The sequence below is a fragment of the Nitrospinota bacterium genome (genome assembly GCA_029881495.1).
Lineage (GTDB): Bacteria > Nitrospinota_A > UBA7883 > JACRGQ01 > JACRGQ01 > JAOUMJ01.
Genome location: JAOUMJ010000011.1, coordinates 18,463 through 41,823 on the forward strand (window position 1 = coordinate 18,463; position 23,361 = coordinate 41,823).

Annotated in this window: 15 protein-coding genes; 8 read left to right on the forward strand and 7 right to left on the reverse strand. The window is 46.6% G+C overall.

Going from position 1 to position 23,361, the window contains the following annotated elements:
* Positions 1-16: 16 nt before the first annotated feature.
* The 4 genes from OEY64_06485 to OEY64_06500 all read right to left on the reverse strand — a co-directional run bounded on the left by OEY64_06485 (position 17) and on the right by OEY64_06500 (position 6,240).
* On the reverse strand, positions 17-2,671 hold the full coding sequence (locus OEY64_06485) for a CBS domain-containing protein (GenBank protein ID MDH5542594.1): 2,655 nt from the start codon (positions 2,669-2,671) through the stop codon (positions 17-19).
* 43 nt (positions 2,672-2,714) lie between these two features.
* Positions 2,715-4,982 carry a hypothetical protein gene (locus OEY64_06490; GenBank protein MDH5542595.1) on the reverse strand — a complete coding sequence of 756 codons (2,268 nt, stop codon included), beginning with the start codon at positions 4,980-4,982 and terminating at the stop codon, positions 2,715-2,717.
* Entirely contained in the window at positions 4,979-5,602 is a 624-nt protein-coding gene (locus tag OEY64_06495) for a protein-L-isoaspartate(D-aspartate) O-methyltransferase (GenBank protein MDH5542596.1), read from the reverse strand. Before OEY64_06495 ends, OEY64_06490 begins: the two co-directional genes overlap by 4 nt.
* A 104-nt stretch (positions 5,603-5,706) precedes the next feature.
* Positions 5,707-6,240, reverse strand: a complete 534-nt coding sequence (locus OEY64_06500) for an isoprenylcysteine carboxylmethyltransferase family protein (GenBank protein MDH5542597.1) — start codon at positions 6,238-6,240, stop codon at positions 5,707-5,709.
* 189 nt (positions 6,241-6,429) lie between these two features.
* Here OEY64_06500 and OEY64_06505 point away from each other — a divergent pair, with 189 nt between their 5' ends.
* The 5 genes from OEY64_06505 to OEY64_06525 all read left to right on the forward strand — a co-directional run bounded on the left by OEY64_06505 (position 6,430) and on the right by OEY64_06525 (position 12,307).
* Complete coding sequence (locus OEY64_06505; GenBank protein ID MDH5542598.1) at positions 6,430-7,011, forward strand: inorganic diphosphatase; 582 nt, start codon at positions 6,430-6,432, stop codon at positions 7,009-7,011.
* A 24-nt stretch (positions 7,012-7,035) separates the two neighbouring features.
* A complete protein-coding gene (gene mqnE / locus OEY64_06510; protein MDH5542599.1) occupies positions 7,036-8,130 on the forward strand; it encodes an aminofutalosine synthase MqnE in 1,095 nt (364 codons plus the stop codon).
* Positions 8,131-8,135: 5 nt separating this feature from the next.
* A complete protein-coding gene (locus OEY64_06515) occupies positions 8,136-8,945 on the forward strand; it encodes a menaquinone biosynthesis protein (GenBank protein ID MDH5542600.1) in 810 nt (269 codons plus the stop codon).
* Between the two features lie 47 nt (positions 8,946-8,992).
* On the forward strand, positions 8,993-9,844 hold the full coding sequence (locus tag OEY64_06520; protein ID MDH5542601.1) for a nucleoside-binding protein: 852 nt from the start codon (positions 8,993-8,995) through the stop codon (positions 9,842-9,844).
* Positions 9,845-9,946: 102 nt separating this feature from the next.
* The gene (locus OEY64_06525; protein ID MDH5542602.1) at positions 9,947-12,307 is read left to right on the forward strand and encodes a response regulator; all 2,361 of its coding nucleotides are present in this window, start codon (positions 9,947-9,949) and stop codon (positions 12,305-12,307) included.
* A 63-nt stretch (positions 12,308-12,370) separates the two neighbouring features.
* Here the strand turns inward: OEY64_06525 and OEY64_06530 are convergent, their stop codons facing one another.
* The 3 genes from OEY64_06530 to mltG are packed head-to-tail and all read right to left on the reverse strand — an operon-like array spanning position 12,371 to position 14,701.
* On the reverse strand, positions 12,371-12,949 hold the full coding sequence (locus OEY64_06530; GenBank protein ID MDH5542603.1) for a class I SAM-dependent methyltransferase: 579 nt from the start codon (positions 12,947-12,949) through the stop codon (positions 12,371-12,373).
* 27 nt (positions 12,950-12,976) lie between these two features.
* Positions 12,977-13,660, reverse strand: a complete 684-nt coding sequence (locus tag OEY64_06535) for a hypothetical protein (GenBank protein ID MDH5542604.1) — start codon at positions 13,658-13,660, stop codon at positions 12,977-12,979.
* Positions 13,661-14,701, reverse strand: a complete 1,041-nt coding sequence (gene mltG, locus OEY64_06540) for an endolytic transglycosylase MltG (GenBank protein MDH5542605.1) — start codon at positions 14,699-14,701, stop codon at positions 13,661-13,663. It abuts the gene before it with no gap.
* A 101-nt stretch (positions 14,702-14,802) separates the two neighbouring features.
* Here mltG and OEY64_06545 point away from each other — a divergent pair, with 101 nt between their 5' ends.
* The 3 genes from OEY64_06545 (at position 14,803) to OEY64_06555 (ending at position 23,106) form a co-directional block, all read left to right on the forward strand.
* A complete protein-coding gene (locus tag OEY64_06545) occupies positions 14,803-15,561 on the forward strand; it encodes a DnaJ domain-containing protein (protein MDH5542606.1) in 759 nt (252 codons plus the stop codon).
* A 331-nt stretch (positions 15,562-15,892) separates the two neighbouring features.
* Positions 15,893-17,308, forward strand: coding sequence for a hypothetical protein (locus OEY64_06550; protein MDH5542607.1), 1,416 nt, complete (start codon positions 15,893-15,895; stop codon positions 17,306-17,308).
* A gap of 422 nt (positions 17,309-17,730) precedes the next feature.
* Positions 17,731-23,106, forward strand: a complete 5,376-nt coding sequence (locus tag OEY64_06555; GenBank protein ID MDH5542608.1) for a thrombospondin type 3 repeat-containing protein — start codon at positions 17,731-17,733, stop codon at positions 23,104-23,106.
* The last annotated feature ends 255 nt before the right edge of the window (positions 23,107-23,361 follow it).

Here is a 23,361-nt window from a genome sequence, read left to right on the forward strand (position 1 = left end):
CAGTAATGCCTATCTGCTAATTCTTTCCCGTAATTTTCTTCTTCAGTGTTGCGTAATATTTTTTTGCGAAGGCGAGCTCCTCTTCCTTCGAAGCGAAGACGTTCTTCAGATTTTCGATCCTCAGCGTGTCCAGAACCTTCCCTAGAAGAGGGCCGGGCTCCATTCCGGCTTTTATCAAATCGTTGCCGCTTAGCATCGGCTTTATGTTCCTTATGGTCGTCATGAATTCGGCGACCATCCGTTTCCGGTTTCTCCCTTTCACCGCCGCCATTATGAGTATCAATGTTTCCGGCTCCAGGCCGACTAGCGCCTGATATACCTCCACCGGTTTGTTAAGCGAGAGGGTATTGAACTCCTTCATCTGTTCCCACCCCTTGCACTTCTGCTCGACGTAATGTTTCGTAGGATGATTTTCAAATCCGAGACGCCTGAAAAACTCTGCCGTCGCCGTTCGCGTGAGATTCGCCGAAAGGGAGTAGAGGTATACGAGCCATTTCCGCAATTTCTCCTCCTCGAAGGTGAGGTCGTGCCAGGCGATCGCCTCCTTTGCATGTTCGACGAGGGAGTGGGTTGCGTGGTCGTACTTTATATTTGGTTGCAGGAAGCGCCATAGACCGAGATCCGCTATCCGTTTGGTCGCCCGCTCGACATGCTCCTCCTTGAAGATGTTCTGCAGTTCCCCCATCAGCCGGCTCCCTGAGACCTTGTTGAGGAGTTCCTTCTTGGCGGCAAGTTTCAGCAGATTTTCGGTCTGCGATCCGAGCGCAAAATGGAACCGCTCCGAGAAGCGGATCGCGCGGAAGATCCTTGTCGGGTCCTCAACGAAACTGAGGTTGTGAAGGACGCGCAACATTCCGTCGTTCAGGTCCTGCTGTCCGCCGAAGAAATCTATCAGCCTGTTCTTGTCCTTTCCGTTCAGCTTTATCGCCAGCGCGTTGATGGTAAAATCGCGCCGGAAGAGGTCGTTCTTTATCGAGCTCATCTCGACTATCGGGAGGGCGGCAGGCTCCGGATAATATTCGGTTCGGGCGGTTGCGACATCTATCTTCTTCCCCATGCTGAGAAGCATGACCGCTGTCTTGAACTTCTTGTGCGTCTTTATCCTTCCGCCATGTATTTCCACGAACCGCTCGGCGAACTCAATTCCGTCACCCTCTATGACAATATCGAGGTCGAGGTTCTTTCGCCTCATAAGGAGGTCGCGCACGAATCCGCCGACGGCGTAGGCTGTAAATCCGAGTTCCGAGGCGGCATCGCCAACCGCTTCGAGAAGTTTGTGAATCTCATCCGGGAGGCGCTCCTTCATCAGCCCCGTGAGGGAACGGGCAACGTACCGCTGTACCTTCCGTTCGGGGTGCAGCATTGTGGAGGGTGATTTCATAAAGTCGGAATAGATGGCACGCATTACGTCCAGACGTCCGACGATGCCGAGGAGCTTTCCACTGTCGTCGACTACAGGGACGATCTTCTGCCTCTGGCGGATGACTATATCCTTCACATTCTCGTACGAAGCGTTAAGAGGAATGGTGGCAAACTCGGTCTGCATGTAATCCCGGACTTCCGATTTACCCAGATTATGGGAGAGCGCTTTTTCGACCAACTGGCGCGTGATGATGCCGACTGGTTTTCCGCTCTTTAGCACCGGCATTGAATTTATATTCTGCCGGGTGAGGAGGATCTCCACATTTTCGAGGCTCTCCTTTTCACCAGCGGAGACGACAGGGGCGACCATCATCTGTTCCGCGGAAGGGGCCGGGGGGATGATCTTTTCAAGAGTATTGATGAGGGTGTCCTGCGCCTCCTTCATGAGCATATTTCGGATGGTGGCCGATGCGGCGTTTGTGTGACCCCCACCGCCGAATTTTGCCGCGACCTGTGAAGCGTCGAGTGCGGCTATATTACTGCGACCGATAAGGTGTAGCCGAGCTTCCATTTCGACTATCACAAAGAGCGCGGAGATGTTCTCCATCTCCTTCAGGGTGTGGATAACTGCCGCCAGGTCACCAACATATCTGTCCGCTTTTGCGAATGCAACGACGACTTCCACTCCATTAATGACATGATATTCGAGACGGTTCAATAGTTCATGGAGCATGGAGATCTGCTCCGCGCTGAGGGTTCTTTGCAGGAATTCGGTTATCACCGGGAGTGTAGCCCCCAGGCCGAGGAGGTATTCGGCGGCGCGGAAATCCTCCGGGGTAGTTGAGGTGAAGGTTAGGTATCCCGTATCTTCATATATTCCTAGCATCATAAGGGTCGCCTCTTCGGGGGAGAGGGGTATCCCTTTCTCGCGTACTATTTCGAGCATCAAGGTTGTGTTCGCCCCTCTCTGTTCGATGCGTCCAACTTTAAAAGTGATATCCCCGGAATCCTTCGGGTGGTGGTCGTACACCTCGACCTTGATGTTGGGATCGTCGCAGAGTTTTCCGAACGGGCCGAGCCGCTCCTTGGAGGTGGTGTCGACTATAACCAGTTTGGTCACTTTTGAAAGGTCGAAATTCTTGAGGCGGCGGATCGGGAGATGGTGGTCGCTCCTTTCAAGGTAGGTTCGGACGTTCTTCTCCTGGGAGCCGGGGAAGATTATGATCGCGTCCGGGTATAGCTTGCATGCAACCATCATGGAGGCGAGGCAATCGAAATCGGCGTTTACATGTGTGGTGATGACAATCATTACCTAACTCTAACAGGAGGTGTAAGATTTTTAAATGGCATCGTTATTTTCCTCTATGGGGCTGAAATGCCACAAATGAAGCAATGAGGTAAATTAAGGCTCCTATCAGGAGGACATTGGAGAATCCAACCAGGTATGCGAGGAGCGGGGCGGACGATGCGCCAAGTACCGAAGCGAACCCGTTAGCGGCCATCCCCCAAGGTATGATGTAATCCGAGATCGATCCGGCAACTCTCAGACCGAGCGGGTATGGAAATCCCAAAATGAAACCGGTTACAGCAACCATCAAGATGAAGAGCAGGTTCATCAGAGTGAAATTCATGTTCTGCATGTTTGCAAAAACCGATTTGAACAAAAAGCAGTCGATTATCAGTATTATTGCAATGGAAACCGTTATTTTTTGATGAAATTGCACCTTTTTTGAAAAATAGCCTCCGATAGCTGACGAGAAGAGCATAACAGGGACAACAAACGCAAAAGATTTCACAGGCCCCCCCAGAAATAGAACTCCTTTTTGGATGAAAACCATCTCAACAAGCATATATCCGGCGCCGAGGGAGAAAAAGTAGGTTATCCAGTTTTTTGGCAGAGGTTCGGCAGTTTTTCGAATGAGTGGAAGGAGAAGAAGGAAAAGCGAAAATAGTCCTGTCTGGGCGATGATCAAAATATCCATCCCTCCACCGGTAAGGATCGGGAGCCACCTCCCGTCGAAGGCTTTTACCGTTTCTGGGATACGCGAAAATTTGAGGAAATTTTCAAAGAATGGGGCGTCGTCAGTTGGCGGGTCGGTATTGAAAAGCGTCTCTTTTCCGTTTTTCAAATCCTGTATGGCCATAAAGTAGATCGGCTCTCTGAATTCAACATTTCGGTTTGTATCATTTTCGGAGATACCCGGGAAGTAGACAGGATCGAGAAACAGACCATCGGCAATCTCTCTCAGCCTCGAGATCTGTTCTTTTGTAAAGGTTGAGTTTTGGTAGATGAGGGTGAAGGTCCCCCATGATCGGAAGGCGACAACCTTGTTCCATCCGTCAGATGATGCGCTGACAAAAAGTTGTACAAGTGTATTTTCAACCCTTGGCGGTGGAAGTAGCGGAACGGCCACCGTCAAAATTCCGTCAGCAGTGAGGTGGTCTATTGATGACCTTACTACCTCCTTTGTGGATAAATAGTCCTCAGATAGGGTACCTGTACCTGTTCCGGCACCTGTGAAAGGCCTTGAAAAGGATATCAAATCATAATGAATAGCCTCTGAGAGATACTTTCGGAGTCCGGAAATTTCAATTTTGTAGACGAATTCCCTTGAAAAGAGCATGCTGTTGGCTATGAGGCGGTTTTCCTCCAGCATGTGGATAACTTCGCACCCGATATCCCTTGAAATGTCATATTCTGTGGTACCCGATGCCCCGACTATCAATACTGAGTTAGGTTTTCGATATAGGTAGGGCAAAAGGAGCGGAAGGGGCAAATCTGAACCCTTACTATTTTCATACAGGGGGGCGTAGAGGCTTCCATTAAAGAATACACCTCTCATAGGTGGAACCGGTTTGGAAAAAGAGGGATTCAATCCTGGGGCATGGCGGAGGTAGGGTGATCTGACGATATCCACTCTCCCTTCGGGACCTCGAAACGAGGCCAGGATTTCGGTGTTGGGGTATTTCTGGAAATGGGAGATATCCTTGTAGTTGGAGATCGGGAGTTCCAGAGTGTCGATCTTCATAGCTGAAAAAGTGAGAACCATTATTGAAATGGCGATATTTCTAAAAAGTTCATCCCTTTTCCCAACCAGATTTGCCCCGAAAAGCGCAAGAGCTGTGGAGGTCATTGGGGGGAATCCGATATGGCGTGATAGCGCTAAAAAGAGAATCGAGCCAAAACCGGCTCCAGCCATATCGGTAAAATAGATATTGCCCGACTCGGAGAAGTTCTCCTTCATCGTTTTTACTACAAAAAATGATGATAATAAAAATGGGATGGCTAGAATTGGGTAGTATGTTGATAGTTTGAGAATTTGCCATAGATCCCAATCAAGCTGAACAGGGTCGAATTCAACCCATCGTATGGTCATTAGTGAGAGCGGATATGAAACCGAGAGTAGAAAAGCTGTCGTTTTCAGACTGAACCTTTGCGAAAAATTTGGAAAAACACGAATTACCACCCCAGAAGCGCCGATACCGAGCATCGCTGTCGAGACTACGATGGAGGCGAAATGGTGGTCAAAAGAGATGACGAATTGCGAAGTCAGGTATATTTCAAAGAGGAGAGCCGAAGAAGTAACGAAAAATACCGAGCTAAAGTTTCTCCCGTTCAATCCAGCATCCTACCGGTCATCGGAACGAAATTTACGGAAGCGATATTTTTCATCCTTATATCGTCACCCTCTTTGGTAACTAGTACCAGCGTTTGGAACAGCCAATTGGTATTCAGAGGCAAAACCAGCTTTCCGCCGTCTTTCAGTTGGGCTATAAGGGGGGGAGGTATATGGTTTACCGCCGCGGTTATGATCACAGCATCAAAAGGGGCTTTCTTCTCCAGCCCGAAATAGCCGTCCCCGAATATCGGATGTACATTGGTATAGCCCAGCTTTTCCAGGAGCGGAGCGGTCCTGTTAAAAAGGACTTTTTTAATCTCTATTGTATAGACCTCCTTGCAGAGTGGGGAGAGGACAGCCGCCTGATATCCGGAGCCTGTACCGATTTCCAGGATTTTTTCGGTCCCCTTTAGCTCCAAAAGCTCGGTCATTAAAGCGACAATATATGGCTGGGAGATAGTTTGCCCTTCTCCAATCGGCAGGGGATGATCTCCATAAGCCCTTTTATTTTGCAAAGGTACAAAGAGATGCCGGGGTGTTTCCCGTAATGATTTAATGACACGGGGATCTTTTATCCCCCTGGCTATTATCTGGCTGTCGACCATCAAATTTCTTTCCATGGCAAAGTCACCTGCATAAGTCGAAAAAGGTAAAAATGAGGCGAATAAAAACGGAAAAATCCCGATTCGCATTAAAACGCTTCTCAAACTCTCCAAACTCATGGTTATTTCCAAAGTTTCAGAAATGGAAAAAACATCCATGTAGTTTTCATATACTCTTCATATTCCTTTCCAAATTTCTCCAAATTTTCGATTTCCTCAATTCTGGCGGTGGCAATAAGGGATATTGTTGCGATGAGAAAAAGGGGGGTAGCGACAAGGGAGGTATCTTTTAGAAATGCTCCAATTGTGAGGAGGAGCAAGGAGCTGTATAGGGGGTGACGGATATACCTGTATAGGCCGACTGTAACAAGTCTGGTGGTGTCCTCGATATGGTTTTGCGGTTTCCCGACCACCTTTAGCAGTCTGAATCCCTCAATGACGAAGAGGAGAGAGAGGGTCAGTATCAGCCAAGAGGCTATTTGCCCATAACCAAAAGGGTCAATAAACCAGAATTCGGAGTTAAGGAGAACCAGCAGGAGGATAGACTCAAAGGCGAAAAATCTGTAAAAGCCGTGGGATCTGGTATTGCAGAGGTAGGGCCAGGAGAAGACTATTATCCCGGCAGATGCCAGAACAAAAACAGATACTCTAATCATTTCAACCTCCGGCAACATTTACCAACGTTGAAAAGGATCTGTCTCAAATCCAGATGGAAGCTTTCTTCCACATTCATTATGTTACACCTGAAAATAACTGCCGTACAGGGGGAAAGCGTACTATATTAAGTTTCGTGAATATGATAATCTCAATTCTCAACACGACTTTTTCAAAGAAAGAGGTACATATTGACCAGGTTTAGGGACTACCCGATACTACACCCTTGGCATTCACTTGATGTAGGGGATGACGCTCCAAAAATCGTCAATGCCATTATCGAAATTCCGATGGGCTCAAAGGTAAAGTATGAGCTTGATAAAAGGAGCGGACTTATCAAGGTCGACCGCATCCTTTATGGAGCTGTATTTTATCCGGCAAATTACGGGTTCATTCCTCAGACATACTGTGAGGATAAGGATCCCCTTGATATTCTTGTTTTCTGCCAGGAACCTCTGTACCCAAGGTCCATCGTAGAAGCGAAAGTGATCGGATGTATGGGGATGGTGGATAACGGCGATGCCGATGACAAGATCATAGCGGTAATGAATGCCGACCCTGCCTTTATGGATTATAACGATATAAGCCAGCTTCCAGAGTATCAGATAAACGAATTGAGGAAGTTTTTCGAGGATTACAAGAAGCTCGAGAAGGGTAAAGATGTAGCGGTTGATGAATTTTCCGGCAGAGTGGACGCGCAAAATGTGGTAAGGAAGGCGATGGATTTCTATACTGTCCATGCGGATGAACTTCAGAAAAAGGATTCTACCTGAGTTAGGGAAATATCGGGAGATGGAATGAACATCAAAAAGATAGCGAAAAAGGTCGAAAGAGGGGAGAGGCTCACATTCGATGATGGCCTTTTCCTCATGGAGTCTCCCGACCTCTTGGCTATAGGCCAGCTTGCCGACATTATGCGCAAAAGGAAAAATGGCGACAATGCATACTACATTATCAACAAGCATATCAATCACACGAACATCTGTATAAACGAATGCCGATTCTGCGCCTTTCAGAGGAAGGAAGGGGAGGATGGCGGATACGCCTGGGCGATTGATGAAGTAATGAAGAAAGCGGGTGAAGATTTTTCCGAAGATATTTCCGAGTTCCATATAGTAGGCGGTCTTCACCCGGAATTACCGTATTCATATTACAGGGAGATAATCGCACGGCTTCACGAAAAATATCCGAACGTCCATCTACAGGCGTTTACCGCAGTTGAGATAGATTATTTTGCCGAAATATCCGGTAAAAACATTAAGGATGTGTTGATCGATCTGAAGGATGCCGGGCTAGGTTCACTTCCGGGGGGTGGAGCAGAAGTTTTTAACGACAAAGTACGGAAAAAGATATGTCCCAATAAGATTTCCGGCAAACGCTGGCTGGAGGTAATGGAGACAGCGCATAACGCTGGACTGCGATCAAATGCTACGCTCCTTTACGGCCATATTGAAAAACCGGAAGACCGGATAGATCATATGGTTCAGCTCCGCGAACTTCAGGATAGGACCGGCGGCTTCATGGCTTTTATTCCGCTAGCTTTTCATCCGAAAAACACCGAACTTGCCGAGAGACATTTCACTTCGGGCCAGCTTGATATTAGGATGCTGGCGGTATCGAGACTGATGCTGGATAATTTTGACCACATAAAGGCGTTCTGGATAATGATATCGCCAAAGATATCACAGCTGTCGCTGATATTCGGCGTAGACGATATCGACGGAACGGTTCTAGAGGAGAGGATCACCCACTCCGCCGGAGCGGAAACCGAGCAGGGTCTCACAGTATCAATGCTTGAGAATCTGATAACGTCTGCTGGGCGCGTACCGGTAAGACGGGATACGCTCTATAATGCTGTGGGCGGAAAGAGGGTTGAGGCCCTTATCCTCTGAACCAGATGAACAGCAAGAGGTTGAAATTCGGATGCCACGATTTCCTGAATTCAAAACCGCTTACCTACGCGATCACCGAAAAACTCATTCAGCCCTCATTTGAAACGGTTTTCGCACCCCCGTCAGCGCTTGCAGACATGCTGAAAAAAGGGGAGGTGGATTTTGCGTTGATACCAGCGGTCGAATATTTGAGGATACCCGGTTTGAAAATAGTTCCCGGCTTTTCTATTGCCTCTGCAGGGTGTGTCAAAACGGTGCTGATGTTTTCCGACAAGCTGGTCGAAGGGATACGTAAGATCGCCGTAGATTTCAGAAGCCGGACATCGGTTGCGCTTTTAAAAATACTTTTCAGGAAAAAATATGGGCGCGATATTGAAACTGTCGAAGTTACCGGCAGTTTCGAAGTTCCCCCTACAATGCTGTCGAATGCGGATGGCGCTTTACTGATAGGTGACGAGGCGTTTCAAGTGGATCTGGAACATTATCGCGTAATTGATTTGTCGGAAGAGTGGCACGGCCTTACAGGGAAGCCGTTCGTTTTTGCCATACTTTGCGTTCGGAACGGGATAAATATCGATGAAGCTGTCATGCAGCTTGCCGAAGCTAAAGCCATCGGCTTTGAAAATATCGTTTCAATCTGCGATGACGCATGTGACAAGATAGGCATATCGGATGAAGAGTGCCGGGATTATCTGCTACACAGGATAAAGTACGATCTTGACGATGAAGATATAGACGGGATGAAACTCTTTTTCAAATACGCTTCAGCCGAAGGTGCGGGAGAGGAAAAACAGGTTCTATTTTACGGGAAGTGAAAGACAGTAAAACTATTTGTGTTTCGTTTGTGAAATAAAAGGAGTTTATGCAAATTTCGAAATCACATTTTGCGAAAATACCTTCAAAACCGCGCTTGGTAAAAAAACTATTCCCAATCGCATGTTCATTTCTTTTATTCATTTATTTTCCACTAGGAATTGCGCATGCGGCTGAGTGGAGCATAAATGAACTGCATTATCAGCAAGGTGCGCTACAGGCACCCTCATTTACCGGCGGGAAAAAAGCCGATACCGATATCCTTACTTTTCAACATGCGAGCGGCTGGGCCTATGGGGATACCTTTTATTTCATAGATTACCTTCAGGACAATGTTAAGGACGGTTTCAACGATTCGGATGTATACGGCGAGTTGTATATAAATCTTAGCATGGGGAAGGTTTTAGGACAGGATGTGAGCGTGGGGCCAGTGCGTGATTTAGGGATAATATTCGGTTTAAACGCAGGCGCAGATGCCAATGTACGAAAGATGTTGCCAGGCATACGACTATCATGGGATATTCCAGGATTTGCTTTTCTAAATACGGACATTACAGCGTATATAGACCGCAACGGCGGAGTTTCATCGGGAGGCGCGCCGAAAGAGAGCGACAGCTTTATGGTGGATCTGAATTGGGCATATCCATTCATGTCGTTCGGTAGTAGTTTCAGCATTGAGGGGCACGTTGAATATATTGAGGCGCGAACAAACGAATTCAACGATAAGGCGGAGAGCTGGATATTGGGTCAGCCTCAGATAAGGTACGATCTGGGCGCGGACGTCAATGGAGTTCGTGACAAGCTGTTTGTCGGCATTGAGTGGCAGTACTGGATGAATAAGCTCGGTGACAGTGAAACCGACGAGAACATTGCCCAGGTTTTGATAATCTGGAGGTTATGATACAAATTTTCAATATATGGTAATATCTATCATGTTATTCGCTTTGACGTGTCGCTGGTTTCCATCATCAGATAGTTTTAAAAATGTTCCTGGCAATTTTGTATGTACGAAAAGAATTTAAATAGAGATCCAGGCCTCTTTACCGGCAGCCTAAATGGGAAGTTTATCCTTCTCACCCTTCTGATTTTCATATTGATCTCAACAATTTCATTTTTGGCATATGAGGTTGTCGTTGATAATGCGACGGAAGAGCTTGGGAAAATACTAGCCAGAAAACAGGTCGCTTTCGACAAATCACGCAGTCTCCAGCCGTTGTTAAGGGAAGTGGATCTGGCATCGCATCTGGTCCAGTCTCCCGCAGTTCGTGAATGGGCAAAAAATGAAAATGATCCTGATCTGAAGAGACGCGCGATTGACGAGCTGGAATCGTATCGAGAGATGTTCAGGGACAAAAGCTACTTCTTCGTAATAGATAAATCCGGCAACTACTATTACAACGACAAGGATGGAAGATACACGAAAAATGAATACAGATACACCCTGAGTCCGGATAACCCGAAAGATGGCTGGTATTATTTGACGGCGGCATCCGGCCCAGAGTGCAAACTGAATGTGGATCAGGACAGGAAACTTAAAGTGACAAAGGTCTGGATAAACTGCCCGGTAACTGAAGATGGAAAGACGCTAGGCATCATCGGAACAGGAATTAATCTATTTAATTTCATACAGCAGATAGTAGATATCAAGCAACCGGGTGTAAACAACATATTTGTTGATGAAAGCGGAGCCATTCAGGCGCATCGCAATCTTCAATACATAGATTTTCGGAGTCTTACAAAAAGCATCAATGAACGAAAGACTGTTTTTCAGATGCTTGATTCGCCAGATGAACAAAAGGAGTTCCGCGCGTTGCTGGATTCCCTGACTGGAGAGGATAAAGGGGTAGGAACGATGTTCGTAAATATCGACGGCAACCGCTATCTTGCCGGGGTCGCGTATCTGGAAAAAATGAGGTGGTACAACATTACCTTAATGGACCTGAGAGTTTTAATCGGGCCGGGCCGCTTTACATATTTTGCAGGGTTGATGGCTGGGGTTCTTGTCCTGACGCTATTGATAGTTACCACATTGCTTAAATATTTTATTCTTGATCGTCTTTACAGGCTGGAGCGTTCTGTGCGGCTTGTTACAAAAGGAAAATATACGCCAAGGGAGAGGGATATAGACCCAAAGAATGATGAGATAGGGCGGCTTTCAGAGAGCTTTCATGAAATGGCGCGCACCATTGGCGAATATACTAATAACCTGGAACACGTTGTAGAAGAGCGAACGAGAAATCTTTGGACCGAAATAAATGAAAGAAAAAAAGCTGAAGAAGAAATGAAGAAGGCGAAAGAAAAAGCGGAGGAGGCAACAAGACTTAAGGACAAGTTTGTTACCCTTGTTGCGCATGACCTTCGATCGCCTTTTGCGACGATCATCGGGTTATTGTCAGTTCTGAAAGATGACAATAAAAAAGTGCTGGATCCGGAACATGCTGGAATAATCAACCGCGCAACCGGCATCGGGGAAGGGATGATTAGAATGATCGACGAATTATTGAAGATAAGCCGATTGCAACTTGGCAAAATTACCCCTATTTTTGAATTTATCGACAGTTTTATGGCTGTTCAGCATTGCATCGCAAACTATATTCATATCGCCCAAAACAAGGAAATAGTCATCCATAACGAAGTGCCACCCGGAACACGGATATATGCTGATTCCAACATGTTTGTTGAAGTGATTCAAAATCTTCTTTCAAACGCGATCAAGTTTTCAAATAAAGGTGGCGAAATTACCTTTTTCGTGCCGTCTGGAAAGAAAAGTACGATAGCCATCAGGGATAACGGCGTAGGGATAGGCCAGAAAAATCTTCCGACTATTTTCAGTTATGAAGTGAAAACGAATACGGTCGGCACTGCGGGAGAAACAGGTAGCGGCTTTGGGCTCCCTTTCAGCCGCGAATTAATCGAAGCCCATGGTGGGAGCCTCACAGTGGAATCCGTAAAAGGAAAAGGTTCAGTATTTTTCGTGGAGTTGCCATATATGAAACCGAAGATTCTTCTGGCAAATGCCGACAGGAACGAGCGCATTAACCTGTGCAGACTGCTTGAAAAAATCGAGTCCGACTTCAGTGAAGCTGAAAACGGCAAGGATGCGTTGGAAATTATGCAGAAGGATCTGCACAATCTGGTAATCGCTGATATTGATATGCCGATTAAGGGAGGGTTTGAGCTTCTAGCTGGGATTCGAAGCAGTTCGGGCTCCGCGTCAGTGCCTGTGATTTTGCTTTCATCGGACGCTGATATCAATATCAGGGATAAGGCTTTCGAAATGGGCGCCAACGACTTCATCTCAAAACCTGTGGAACTTGAAGATCTGTTGTCGAGGGTCAAGAAGATACTAAACCATGCCGGGTAAGCGGAGTTCCCGGATAATTTTGTCTGACAAGTATCATCAGTTTGAAAATTTATAAATCCTGGGTCAGGCTTTTTCTCCAGTGACAAAAGAGTGGTAGGGGAGGTCGGAAAAACTTTCAATTTTGCCGAATCCCGCTTCCGAGAGCTGTTCCATTATCTCTTCTCCGGTTACTCGTATCTCAAGTGGTGGACCAGCGGGGGTCTCTTCCTTTTTCCAGTCGATGATCACCGCTTTCCCTCCAGATTTCAAAAGCCGTTTCACTTCCAAGAGATTTTTTATCGGATCATCGAATTCATGATGCAGATTCTGCATAAGAACCGCGTCCGCTATCACATCAGGAAGGGGTACGTCCACCTCTCCCATTAAAAGCGGCTTTACGTTTGAAACATTTTCCTTCTTGATCTCCTTGTCAAGCTCGGCAAGCATCTCCGTGCTTATGTCGCATGCCCAAACGGTGCCGTGGCTCATTTTCTTCGCGAACGGTATCGCCGCGTACCCGATGCCGGCTCCGATATCGATTACACAGTCGGGATTTACAAGCGCGAGCCGGTTCCAGATCACTTCGATGTTTTCCCTGGTTTCCCTCTCCGGATTGCGGAGCCGCTCAAGGCATTTTGGATTAAACTTCTTTTCATTGCCCACTTCAGTTCTCCATTATTCTGGAAAAGATTATTTTTCGTTCGCAGGATTATATCTTAAGAGTTTATGTATGTGCCTCTTTTGCCAGGCACGGGCAAGTTCAAAGTGGCTGAATCTGCTCTCTATCTTTTTAAAAAGGTGTGAATGGAGATTTTCACTTCCGTTCTCTCCCGTCAGATGTAGGTATTCATGCACCATTTCATGGTGAATAACGCTCTCCAGATAAAAGAGGGGTACAAGCTCTGTATCCAGTACAGGGTGTATCCGAATAAGGTTTTCCGAGGGGGAGAATGAGCCGAAAAGGATAGAGCGTTTTTTACCGAACACACGTCTTCCCCATGTGATGCGCCCATTAAGCTTTTCGTCAAAATACTTTTTATTCAGCTTGTTGTATATTTTTCGAAGGTCGTAGTTATCCCCACGGCTTGTCACTCTCGTTTTTCGGCTACCGGTTTTCCCATGCGCGGGTATGCTTTTTACAAAAGTATGAATGCTTTCTGGAACCTTGGCGCGGGGATGCAGCAGGTAGTAAACAAGATCGTCTCGAACATCTTCATCTGCCGTTTCAAAAGCGGAGTGGAGCCTTAATACCGGAATATCCTTCTTCTTGTTGAACGATACCATCGTACGGCGGTTGTCGGTCCATACTACCTCAAGCTTTTCGCCAAACACTCTCTTTAGATGTTTCTCAAAAGCCTTTCTCCAGAGGAGCACCTATTGTTTCCTCCTTTTCTTTTGGTATTTGTTTACCGCATTCACATGTTCCCTTAATGTATTGGAGAATACATGCTTCCCTTCAGCTTTTGTCGCCACGAAATAGATGTAGCTTACCTTTGAGGGAGTATAGGCGCTGGTTATCGCCTTTATGCCGGGATTCGCGATCGGGCCTGGTGGGAGGCCGGTATAGAGATAGGTGTTGTACGGGGAATCATACTGCAGATCCTTCTTTCGTATATTTCCGTCAAAATCCGGCAGACCGTATATGACGGTTGGATCCGCCTGGAGCTTCATATTCTTTTTTAAGCGGTTGTTGTAAACTGCGGATACGAGGTTGTATTCGTCATCGGAGGCGGTCTCCTTTTCTATGATGGATGCGAGGGTTATTATCTCCTCGAAAGATAGGTCGGAGTAGGGCTGGTATTTTTCCTTTATAGGTCCGATCTTTTCAAAGAAAGTAGTGATCATCTTTTCAATAATTCTCTCGGCAGTCACCCCTTTCCTGAACCGATAGGATTCAGGAAAGAGATACCCTTCTGCACTTTTCCCCTTTATCATGAACCTTGATAGTATTTCCCTGTTCTTCGCCGCTTCAATGATCGATTTTTCGTCACTGAAACCTGCCGACGCGATTACTTTCGCTGTTTCCGTGATGGTCAGCCCTTCAGGAACCGTGACAGGCCAAAGTTTTACCCTGCCGGATGAAAGCATGCTCACAATCTCAAAGATATTATTGGATGGATCGAGCTCATACTCCCCAGCCTGAAGGTCTCTCGATTTACCGGAGATCATCGACCAAAGAATAAATCCGTTTTCAGAACGTATTACCCCCGCTTTTTTCAGAATATAGGCGATGTTGTTGGTTCCGGTGCCGGGTTTTATCTCAATGCTTACGGATGAAGAGACGTCTTGCGCAGGAGCAACCATCACCCTTATGATCGCCAGGGGTGAGAGCAGCAAGAATAATAGAAGGAAACCGAGTTGCCACTTGATGGCGGGTGACAGGTTTCCATAAAATTCACGGAGGTCAAACTTCATTTTCGAAAAAAACTTCCAATAAAAGATTAATACGTTTCCACTTCTGTTAGAATTTATGCGATATTCTAACAGAATTATTTACATTGGAGGCAAGGAAGTAAATGGCGTGGGTTTTTGGAGCGGGGCTCGGCTTTCTCCTCGGCGGACCACTCGGAGCGATAGTGGGGGGCTCACTTCAACATTTCCTCTCAAAGGACGCACAGCGAAATTTCGAGCAGGGGAGGCCGGAAAACGACCTCGCGTTCTTCGTTACCTACCTGACGACTATAATGACGAAGATTTCGATGGCGGACGGCAGAGTTTCAAAAAGTGAAATAGAAATGATAAGGAGCTTTTTCATAAACGGGCTCGGTTTTTCCGGTATGGAAATAAGATATGTTGAAGGTTTAATAGCCGAAACCCAAAGATTGAATCCGGATATTGGAGTTGTTGCCCGTGATTTCAAAAAGAATGCTGGTCACGAGGATGTTCTGAGACTTCTTGATATCTGCTACCAGGTAGCAGCGGCTGATGGTACGATCAGCCTTCAGGAACAGCACGAACTTGGATTTCTTGCTGAAAGCCTCGGAATCAGCCGGGAAGAGCACGAAAGGATCAAATACAAATACAGTGGATATAAAGGGGAATCGCACCATTCAACAGGAGAAAAGGTACACCCGGAAAAAAACGATTACGCTGTTCTTGGTCTCACTTCGGATGCCTCAAATGAAGAGATAAAGAAAGCATACAAACAGATGGCATCTCAATATCACCCGGATAAGGTTGCGCACCTCGGAAAAGAGCTGGTGGAATTCGCAACAGTTAAATTCGGAGAGATCAACAAAGCTTACACCGCGTTGCGAAAAGCGAGAAATTTCTAAACCAAAGTCTGTTTACTATTTCATATCCTCAATGTTTGGGTCTCCTCTAATTGCTTTTCACCTCCGAGCATTGGGTCGAAAATGAACCACTTCTAAAAAAAAATAATCAGTTTTCTTCTTCAAAATATTGAATTTCAAGTATCAGCTGTGAATGATGTTGTAAATACAATAAGATACGTTTCCTTGTTCAAAATAAAATAACATAATAAAATAAAATTATTTTAAGAATTATGCTTGACATCTATGTCAGACTAAAGTAATCTATTCCAAAAATAAAGGGTGATCTTTAGTTATTCAGCGTTTGGTAAATACACCTTTTGAGGAGTTTGATTTGAGGAAGTTTTCAACTGGTTCTTGCCCTTCATCTGAGACAAATATAGAAGTTAGCCTGTTTGTCATATTTGCATTTTTTCTTCTACTCGGCTTCAGCATTGAGAAGGCAGAGGCGGTTCCGTCGTTTGCAAAAAAATATTCGGCCCCATGTACGCTCTGTCACTCAACTTGGCCAAGGCTTAACAAGATCGGCTATCAATTCAAGATAAACGGCTATCAGCTCCCAGATGGACGTGATGGGAGCGACTTTGGGAAAGTATCACCTGATTGGAATCTTCATCTTGACTCAGGGGACGCAAATCCGCCGGTAAGCCTTAGGTTGAAAGGGGGGTACCAGCTCCAGAGCCCACTTTCAGACCTTGAAGGGAGGCAGTCAACACGGTTTGCCTGTTGTACCGAGCCGAACAGCCTTAATCTCTACGCGGCCGGCAGTGCCGCAAAGGATGTTGCATATTTCATCTCCTATCCATTGGGAGGCAAGGAGATGGAGCAGGGGTACATCCGCCTTGTAAATATGCTTGGTCAAGGGGGTATGGCACTCGATATCGGCGTGATAAGAACCGCCGACTACGATATTGTACCTCAGACCAGAGAATGGTTTGGAGAGCCAAACCTCGCTTATAACGGGAACGAGAGTTTTCGCGGTTTTGCGCACGGTCTGCACGCTGGTGCGTCGGATACCGGGATAAGGATCTATGGAAATCCGGGGTACCATCTATTCACTTACGATCTGGTATATGTGACCGGCGTAAAGACGATAGGGGGAACCTACAGAGGGCATGGTGAAGGGGTAGGGGCAACAGGCCGAATAGACTGGGACAATTTTGGGCTTTCTATCAAATATTGGCAGGTTAAATCCGGAGCGACAACATTCACGAGAGTAGATACCGGTGGTGTCGGGACATTCCTGTATAACTTTAATGAAGATGGAGAATTTAAACCTAATCGTCTCTATCCAAATGAAACTACCGTAGACATCATACTGAATATGAAATACGAGACCGAAAGATGGCGGGTAGAGTTCGTATTCGATAAAAACAGCTTTAGAACTGATGAGAGAAAAGATCCGACAGGCATGCATACCTATGTAAGGGGTGTGAACGACAGAACAGGGCTAAGCGTCGCATGGGTATACAGGGTCAGCAGTTCAATAGCCATTGGCGCCAGGTATGCGCAGTCGACAACGAAGGATTTTTCAGAAATGTATGACGATCTCTACCATGAAATACCTGAAGCGAATGCCGCGAAGGCAGATTTCAAGATTGATTTCATGCCGGCTCAAAATGTGAAATTTGCTTTACAGGCAACTATGGATACATCAGACGCTGATTCCAGGAAGACCATCATGAATGGGGTCCTTTCTGAATATGATCAGCAAAACAAACTGCTCCTTCTATGGGATTTGGCTATCTAACTCCTCCTCCTCTCAAATAGCCGATCCTGTCTTAGGGCCCCGGGGTCGACACACCCCCGGGGCCTCCTCCTTCTCATTGATAAATAAGGAGTTAGTTCTGTATGCTTTGTCCCAGTGAATTAGAATATAGATTAAAGTCAGATAGCAGAATCTTTGAATAGCAGTTAAAAATAAATTGACTTCGAGGTACAAGAAGTAGGATAATCTGAAAAGGTATAAATAGACACAGATGTAGCATAATATGGTTGATGTATTATTTCGTTGCATATGTGAAAGGTGATATGGGGCGCAATTCCGAGTCGTTTGGAAAGTGCCAAAAGAATTGGTACAATATAATTGAAGTAGGAAAGCAGTTTTACGTAATTTCAAAGGTATCGTGGAAGGACGTCTTCTTGAAAAACTTTTATAGTGGGGTTGGGAAAATGATAAACGTGAGTAAGCTTGGGGTCGCGGTTCTCATATCTATTTTCACACTAGTTGCCATTCCGAAAGAGGCACATTCTGCCAAGGTAATGAGCAAGGGTGAATACATAGATCTGCTCGTTCAAAAGGATCTTAAATCTTCTCATCAAAATGAATTTATTCCTCAAAATGCATCGAAGATGAAGAAGGACGATTTATACAAATCCGTTCTTGCATCAATGGCGAAAAAAGGGGTTAAACCTTTTTCATCAGATGATCTCAAATCCCCACTTACAAAAGTTGAGATGGTCGATTTCACATATGCCTTCCTTACAGGTGATGCTGGCGGAAACTTCATAGAGAGAAAATACTTCCTAAAAGAAAAAGGTGTCGTCGACCCCAACGACATCGGCATGGTAAAGAGTTATGAAGGCGATGTAACTTTCACCCGCTTCGAGACCAAAAAGACTTTTGGGATAAACGGCAGTGAAGCTGTCCTTTTCAAGGATGTAGCGGAGACTGAAGAGGAATCCCGCCTGCAACTGGTATTTGACGATAACTCCGAACTTACTCTCGGTGAAGACAGCGCCGTTGAGATAAACCAGATGATTTTCGACCCCAAGAAGAACATCAGGGATATTACCGTCAAAGTCGCTTTTGGTAAATTAAAGGTTAAAGCATCGAAACTGAACACTGCAGACGTTAATTTCAAGATTGAAACGCCGACAGCCGTTATCGGTGTACGCGGTACAGAATTTGTCGTTGACGTTAATGATACTGGTAAAACAAAAATAACGACTATCGAAGGTCTAGTTGCAGTAAAGCCCAATCTTCAGCCTTTCAAAATAAACGGCGGGTCGAAGAATGTTCAGAAGAAAGTTACAAAGATAAATAAGGTCGTTGAAAAGGCTACGAAGGTAAAAGAAAAAGCCGCAGCCGAAAAAGCAGAGAAAAAAGAGGAAGTAGCGAAACAGAGCGATTCAGCTGAAGAAACAGCGACTACAGAAACAACCGCCGCAGAAACATCATCTGCTCCGGTTGAAGCTGCATCTGCACAGGAAGAAGTTCTTCTAGGCGCAAACACCTCTACCGATGTTTCAGAAGAGGGTAATTCCAGCGGGCCTGTTGACGTGCCGCCTGCTGAAATGCAGAAAATAATCAAGGAAACCACGGTCATTAATCCTGTAATTGTAGCCGGCGGCGGTGCGGTAAACGCAAGTGAAGCGAAGAAAGTTGTAGAAGTTGCTGCAAAAGTGGAAGAAGAAATTGTTACTGAAGAAGAAGCAAAGGCAGAAGAGGAGCCTGTAGCAGAAACAACTGAGACCGCCTCCGAAGAGACAGCTTCTGAAGAGGTCGCCTCCACAGAAGAGGAAGCAACAACTGAGGCTGGAACAGAAACCGAAGAGAAAAGCGTTGCAGAGGAAACCGTTATAGAAGTCGCTTCCCTGGATAAGGGCGATGGAGGGGAAAAAGCCGCTGAGCTTGAAAAGGAAAAAGACTCGGATGGAGACGGAGTTCCGGATGTAAATGATAAATTCCCGAACGATCCAAACGAAGTTGTTGACTCGGATGGAGACGGTGTCGGTGATAACTCAGATGCTTTCCCGAGAAATGCTAAGGAAAAGGCAGATTCGGATGGAGACGGTGTCGGTGATAATTCAGATGCGTTCCCGAATGATCCGAAAGAGAGCGCCGATTCGGATGGCGATGGTGTCGGTGACAACGGCGATGCTTTTCCAAGAGATGCTACTGAAGTTGCCGATTCGGATGGTGACGGTGTAGGTGATAATTCAGATGCGTTCCCGGCAAATGTTAACGAGTCCAAGGATTCGGATGGCGATGGAATCGGCGACAACTCAGACAAGTTCCCGAAGGATTCAACCGAGTGGGTCGATTCGGATGGTGACGGCGTAGGCGATAATAAAGACGCATTCCCGACTAACAAGAAAGAGTCGAAAGATTCGGATGGAGACGGCATCGGTGATAATTCAGATGCGTTCCCGAACGATGCAACGGAAACTGCTGATTCAGACGGCGATGGTGTAGGTGACAACAAGGATGCATTCCCGAACAACGCGAAGGAAAAGGCAGATTCTGACGGCGACGGCGTAGGCGATAATTCAGACAAATTCCCGAAGGATCCTACCGAGTGGGCTGATTCAGATGGCGACGGCGTAGGCGATAACAAGGATGCATTCCCGAACAACGCGAAGGAATCTAAAGATTCCGACGGAGATGGCATCGGTGACAATTCCGATAAATTCCCAAACGATGCAACGGAAACTGCTGATGCAGACGGTGACGGCGTAGGCGATAACAAGGATGCCTTCCCGAAAAATAAGGCTGAGTGGGCAGATTCTGATGGCGATGGCGTAGGCGATAATTCCGACAAATTCCCGAACGACTCAACCGAGACTGCTGATTCTGATGGCGACGGTATAGGTAATAACAAGGATGCTTTCCCGAATGATGCAACCGAGACTGCTGATTCAGACGGCGACGGTGTAGGCGATAACAAGGACGCATTCCCGAATGATCCAACCGAGACAGCAGACTCTGACGGCGACGGAGTTGGGGACAACAAGGATGCTTTCCCGAATGATCCGACCGAGACTGCAGACTCTGACGGTGATGGTGTAGGTGATAATAAGGACGCATTCCCGAATGATCCAACCGAGACCGCAGATTCTGATGGCGACGGTGTAGGTGATAATAAGGATGCTTTCCCGAATGATGCAACCGAGACTGCTGATGCAGACGGTGATGGTGTAGGTGATAATAAGGATGCTTTCCCGAACGATCCTACCGAAACCGCAGACTCTGACGGTGATGGTGTAGGTGATAATAAGGATGCTTTCCCGAATGATCCAACCGAGACCGCAGATTCTGATGGCGACGGTGTAGGTGATAATAAGGATGCTTTCCCGAATGATCCAACCGAGACCGCAGATTCTGATGGCGACGGTGTAGGTGATAATAAGGATGCTTTCCCGAATGATGCAACCGAGACTGCTGATGCAGACGGCGACGGTGTAGGCGACAATAAAGACGCATTCCCGAATGATCCGACAGAAACCGCGGATTCTGACGGTGATGGCGTTGGCGACAACAAGGATGCATTCCCGAATGATCCAACCGAGACCGTAGACTCTGACGGTGATGGTGTTGGCGACAACAAGGATGCATTCCCGAATGATCCGACAGAAACAGCGGATTCTGACGGTGATGGCGTTGGCGACAACAAGGACGCCTTCCCGAATGATCCGACAGAAACAGCTGATTCAGACGGTGACGGTGTAGGCAACAATAAGGACGCATTCCCGAATGATCCTACCGAGACTGCAGACTCTGACGGTGACGGTGTAGGCAACAACAAGGACGCATTCCCGAATGATCCTACCGAGACTGCAGATTCTGACGGTGATGGTGTAGGCAACAACAAGGACGCATTCCCGAACGACCCAACTGAGACTGCTGATTCAGACGGCGACGGTGTAGGCGACAACAAGGATGCTTTCCCGTTTGATCCGACCGAGTGGGCTGATGCTAATGGTAATGGTATTGGTGATAATAAAGAAGCGTCGCTTCTGGCATTAAGCGGTGCAAACTTCCTTGCGATGTGGAATACGTTATCACCGCAGGAGCAGGCTCTTTTAAGCAACCTCCTTGCACTAGATCAGAAAGTGTCTATTGCACAGTCGGATATTGGTAATCTGCAGGGTACAAATCTCGTAACCTACTGGAAATCACTTGGCGCTGATGTTCAGGGACAGTTGATCGCAGGTCTTACGGCTCAACAGGCGCAGACGATGTTGAGCGGAATGGCCGGAGCAGAACTTGTTGCATTCTGGAACGCTCTTACCCCTTCTCAGCAGGTAGGGGTGGTTCTTGACGGCACACAGGCTCTTGCGATCATGAACACGGGTAATTTGTCTGGAGCAGTTCTTGTCAATTTCTGGTTCACGCTTGATCCGGCTACCCAAGCCGCGATAATTCCCAGCCTGAATACGATGCAGGCACAGACGATTCTTGACTCACTGACGGGTGCAGAGCGCCAGGCTTTCTGGAACGCCTTGTCACCCGAAATGCAGGCTCAGCTCAATAATGGCCAGAATCCACCGACAGATGCCGAGATAGGCGATGCGGTAGCAGCTGAGCTTTCGAAGCTTCCAGGTGGAGCTAACGACCAAAGAGCAATCGTTGCCAGTGATGATGTTGTTGCTGCGATAAAAGCAGGAGGTCTTGCTTCAGCGGAAGATATTGATGGCGGATTTAAACCAGAAAACTACCAGCTACAGACAGGCGAGTATACCAGCGAAGATGTGAAAACCGCACTGTCTGGCAGTGGATACCTTTCCTATGCTGTTCAGGTTGAAGAGGACTTTGTGAACAAGGCTTCGCTGAGAATTTTCAATGATAGCCGGGCTACAATGGATGGAGAAGACGATGATCATAGGGATCATGTGCGAAACGAACTGTGGGGCAATATAGATAGTGCCCTTGAAAACTCCGATATCCGTGGTCGTGATGCCTTGCTTGAGGAAGTAGCTGACGCAAGGGCCGGCAGGGTTCTTAAGGATGCAAATGGCAACTGGGTTAGGGTTCAGCAGTATGTAATTCGCCCGACATCCGATTCATTACAGGTAGTAAGCGTAAATCTGCGGGGCGCGGAGGCTGGAGATCTTTCCGGTCTGCAGTCAATGGACTGGCAAACCGAGTTCGATAAAAACCTGCCGGGTGGAAGTGCGATACTTGACCTGCCGTGGGCAGACTACCTGAATACTTACAGGGATTCGAGCGGTAAAACCGGTGGTGATAGCAACGAACATGGTAAACAAGGTGAATCAAAAACCGGTTATGTTAAACATGACAGCGACTATGAATTGGATAAGATGTCTGTTGAGTTTAAATCGGGTAGCGACTCGCTTAAGGAATCAAGATCCTTTAAGGAATTGGATCATGGCAAACAGTCCATATTCGATGAGACTTTGACCGTAAACGGCGAATCGTTCGAGTATGACAGGAACTTGAATTCCAAGTCGAAGTATATGATTACCATGGTATCCGGCGGAGAATTGAAGTACAGGTACTCAATCAAGGATAGCAATGGAGAAAAGAAGGACATCGACGTAAGCCTGTTCGTAGTGGGCGACGCGCATCTGGCCGATAACGTCGGAGTTGACGGTTCAGTTGAAACCGGAGTAAAGGACGTGTGGCAGGGGCTTGGTGCAAATACAGAAGGTAGCTCAGTAAATGTTGGAAACAATAATCTTGAATTCAGGTTCTCCAACACAAAAGCCAGCAGCGGATTGCTGACAAATCCTCTTGATTTGGTATACATACCTCTGCCGAGGATGGATTGGAAAGCCGCTAGTGTGGAAAGGCACCACGATTAGCTTAAAATAGCTTGCAGACGCCCCTCCAGCACGAAGATGGAGGGGCGTTTTCATTTATACTGGTTCACAAAATTCACAAAATAGTCGAGGCAAAATTAGTCCCGCCATTGGTACAAACTTTGCTTTAATTCATTGATAATCATGAATATGTACAAAAATCAGCAATAAATGGGATTTTGCCATGAAATTTTGGCAGTTTTTACAATAAATCGATGGAACCGTATCAGTTCTTCACTGAAAAATACCAAAAAATCC

Coding starts and splice junctions, on each gene's coding strand:
- OEY64_06485 (MDH5542594.1), bottom strand. CDS start 2,671: ATGATTGTCATCACCACACATGTAAACGCCGATTTCGATTGCCTCGCC.
- OEY64_06495 (MDH5542596.1), bottom strand. CDS start 5,602: ATGGAAAGAAATTTGATGGTCGACAGCCAGATAATAGCCAGGGGGATA.
- OEY64_06500 (MDH5542597.1), bottom strand. CDS start 6,240: ATGATTAGAGTATCTGTTTTTGTTCTGGCATCTGCCGGGATAATAGTC.
- mqnE (MDH5542599.1), top strand. CDS start 7,036: ATGAACATCAAAAAGATAGCGAAAAAGGTCGAAAGAGGGGAGAGGCTC.
- OEY64_06515 (MDH5542600.1), top strand. CDS start 8,136: ATGAACAGCAAGAGGTTGAAATTCGGATGCCACGATTTCCTGAATTCA.
- OEY64_06520 (MDH5542601.1), top strand. CDS start 8,993: ATGCAAATTTCGAAATCACATTTTGCGAAAATACCTTCAAAACCGCGC.
- OEY64_06525 (MDH5542602.1), top strand. CDS start 9,947: ATGTACGAAAAGAATTTAAATAGAGATCCAGGCCTCTTTACCGGCAGC.
- mltG (MDH5542605.1), bottom strand. CDS start 14,701: ATGAAGTTTGACCTCCGTGAATTTTATGGAAACCTGTCACCCGCCATC.
- OEY64_06545 (MDH5542606.1), top strand. CDS start 14,803: ATGGCGTGGGTTTTTGGAGCGGGGCTCGGCTTTCTCCTCGGCGGACCA.
- OEY64_06555 (MDH5542608.1), top strand. CDS start 17,731: ATGATAAACGTGAGTAAGCTTGGGGTCGCGGTTCTCATATCTATTTTC.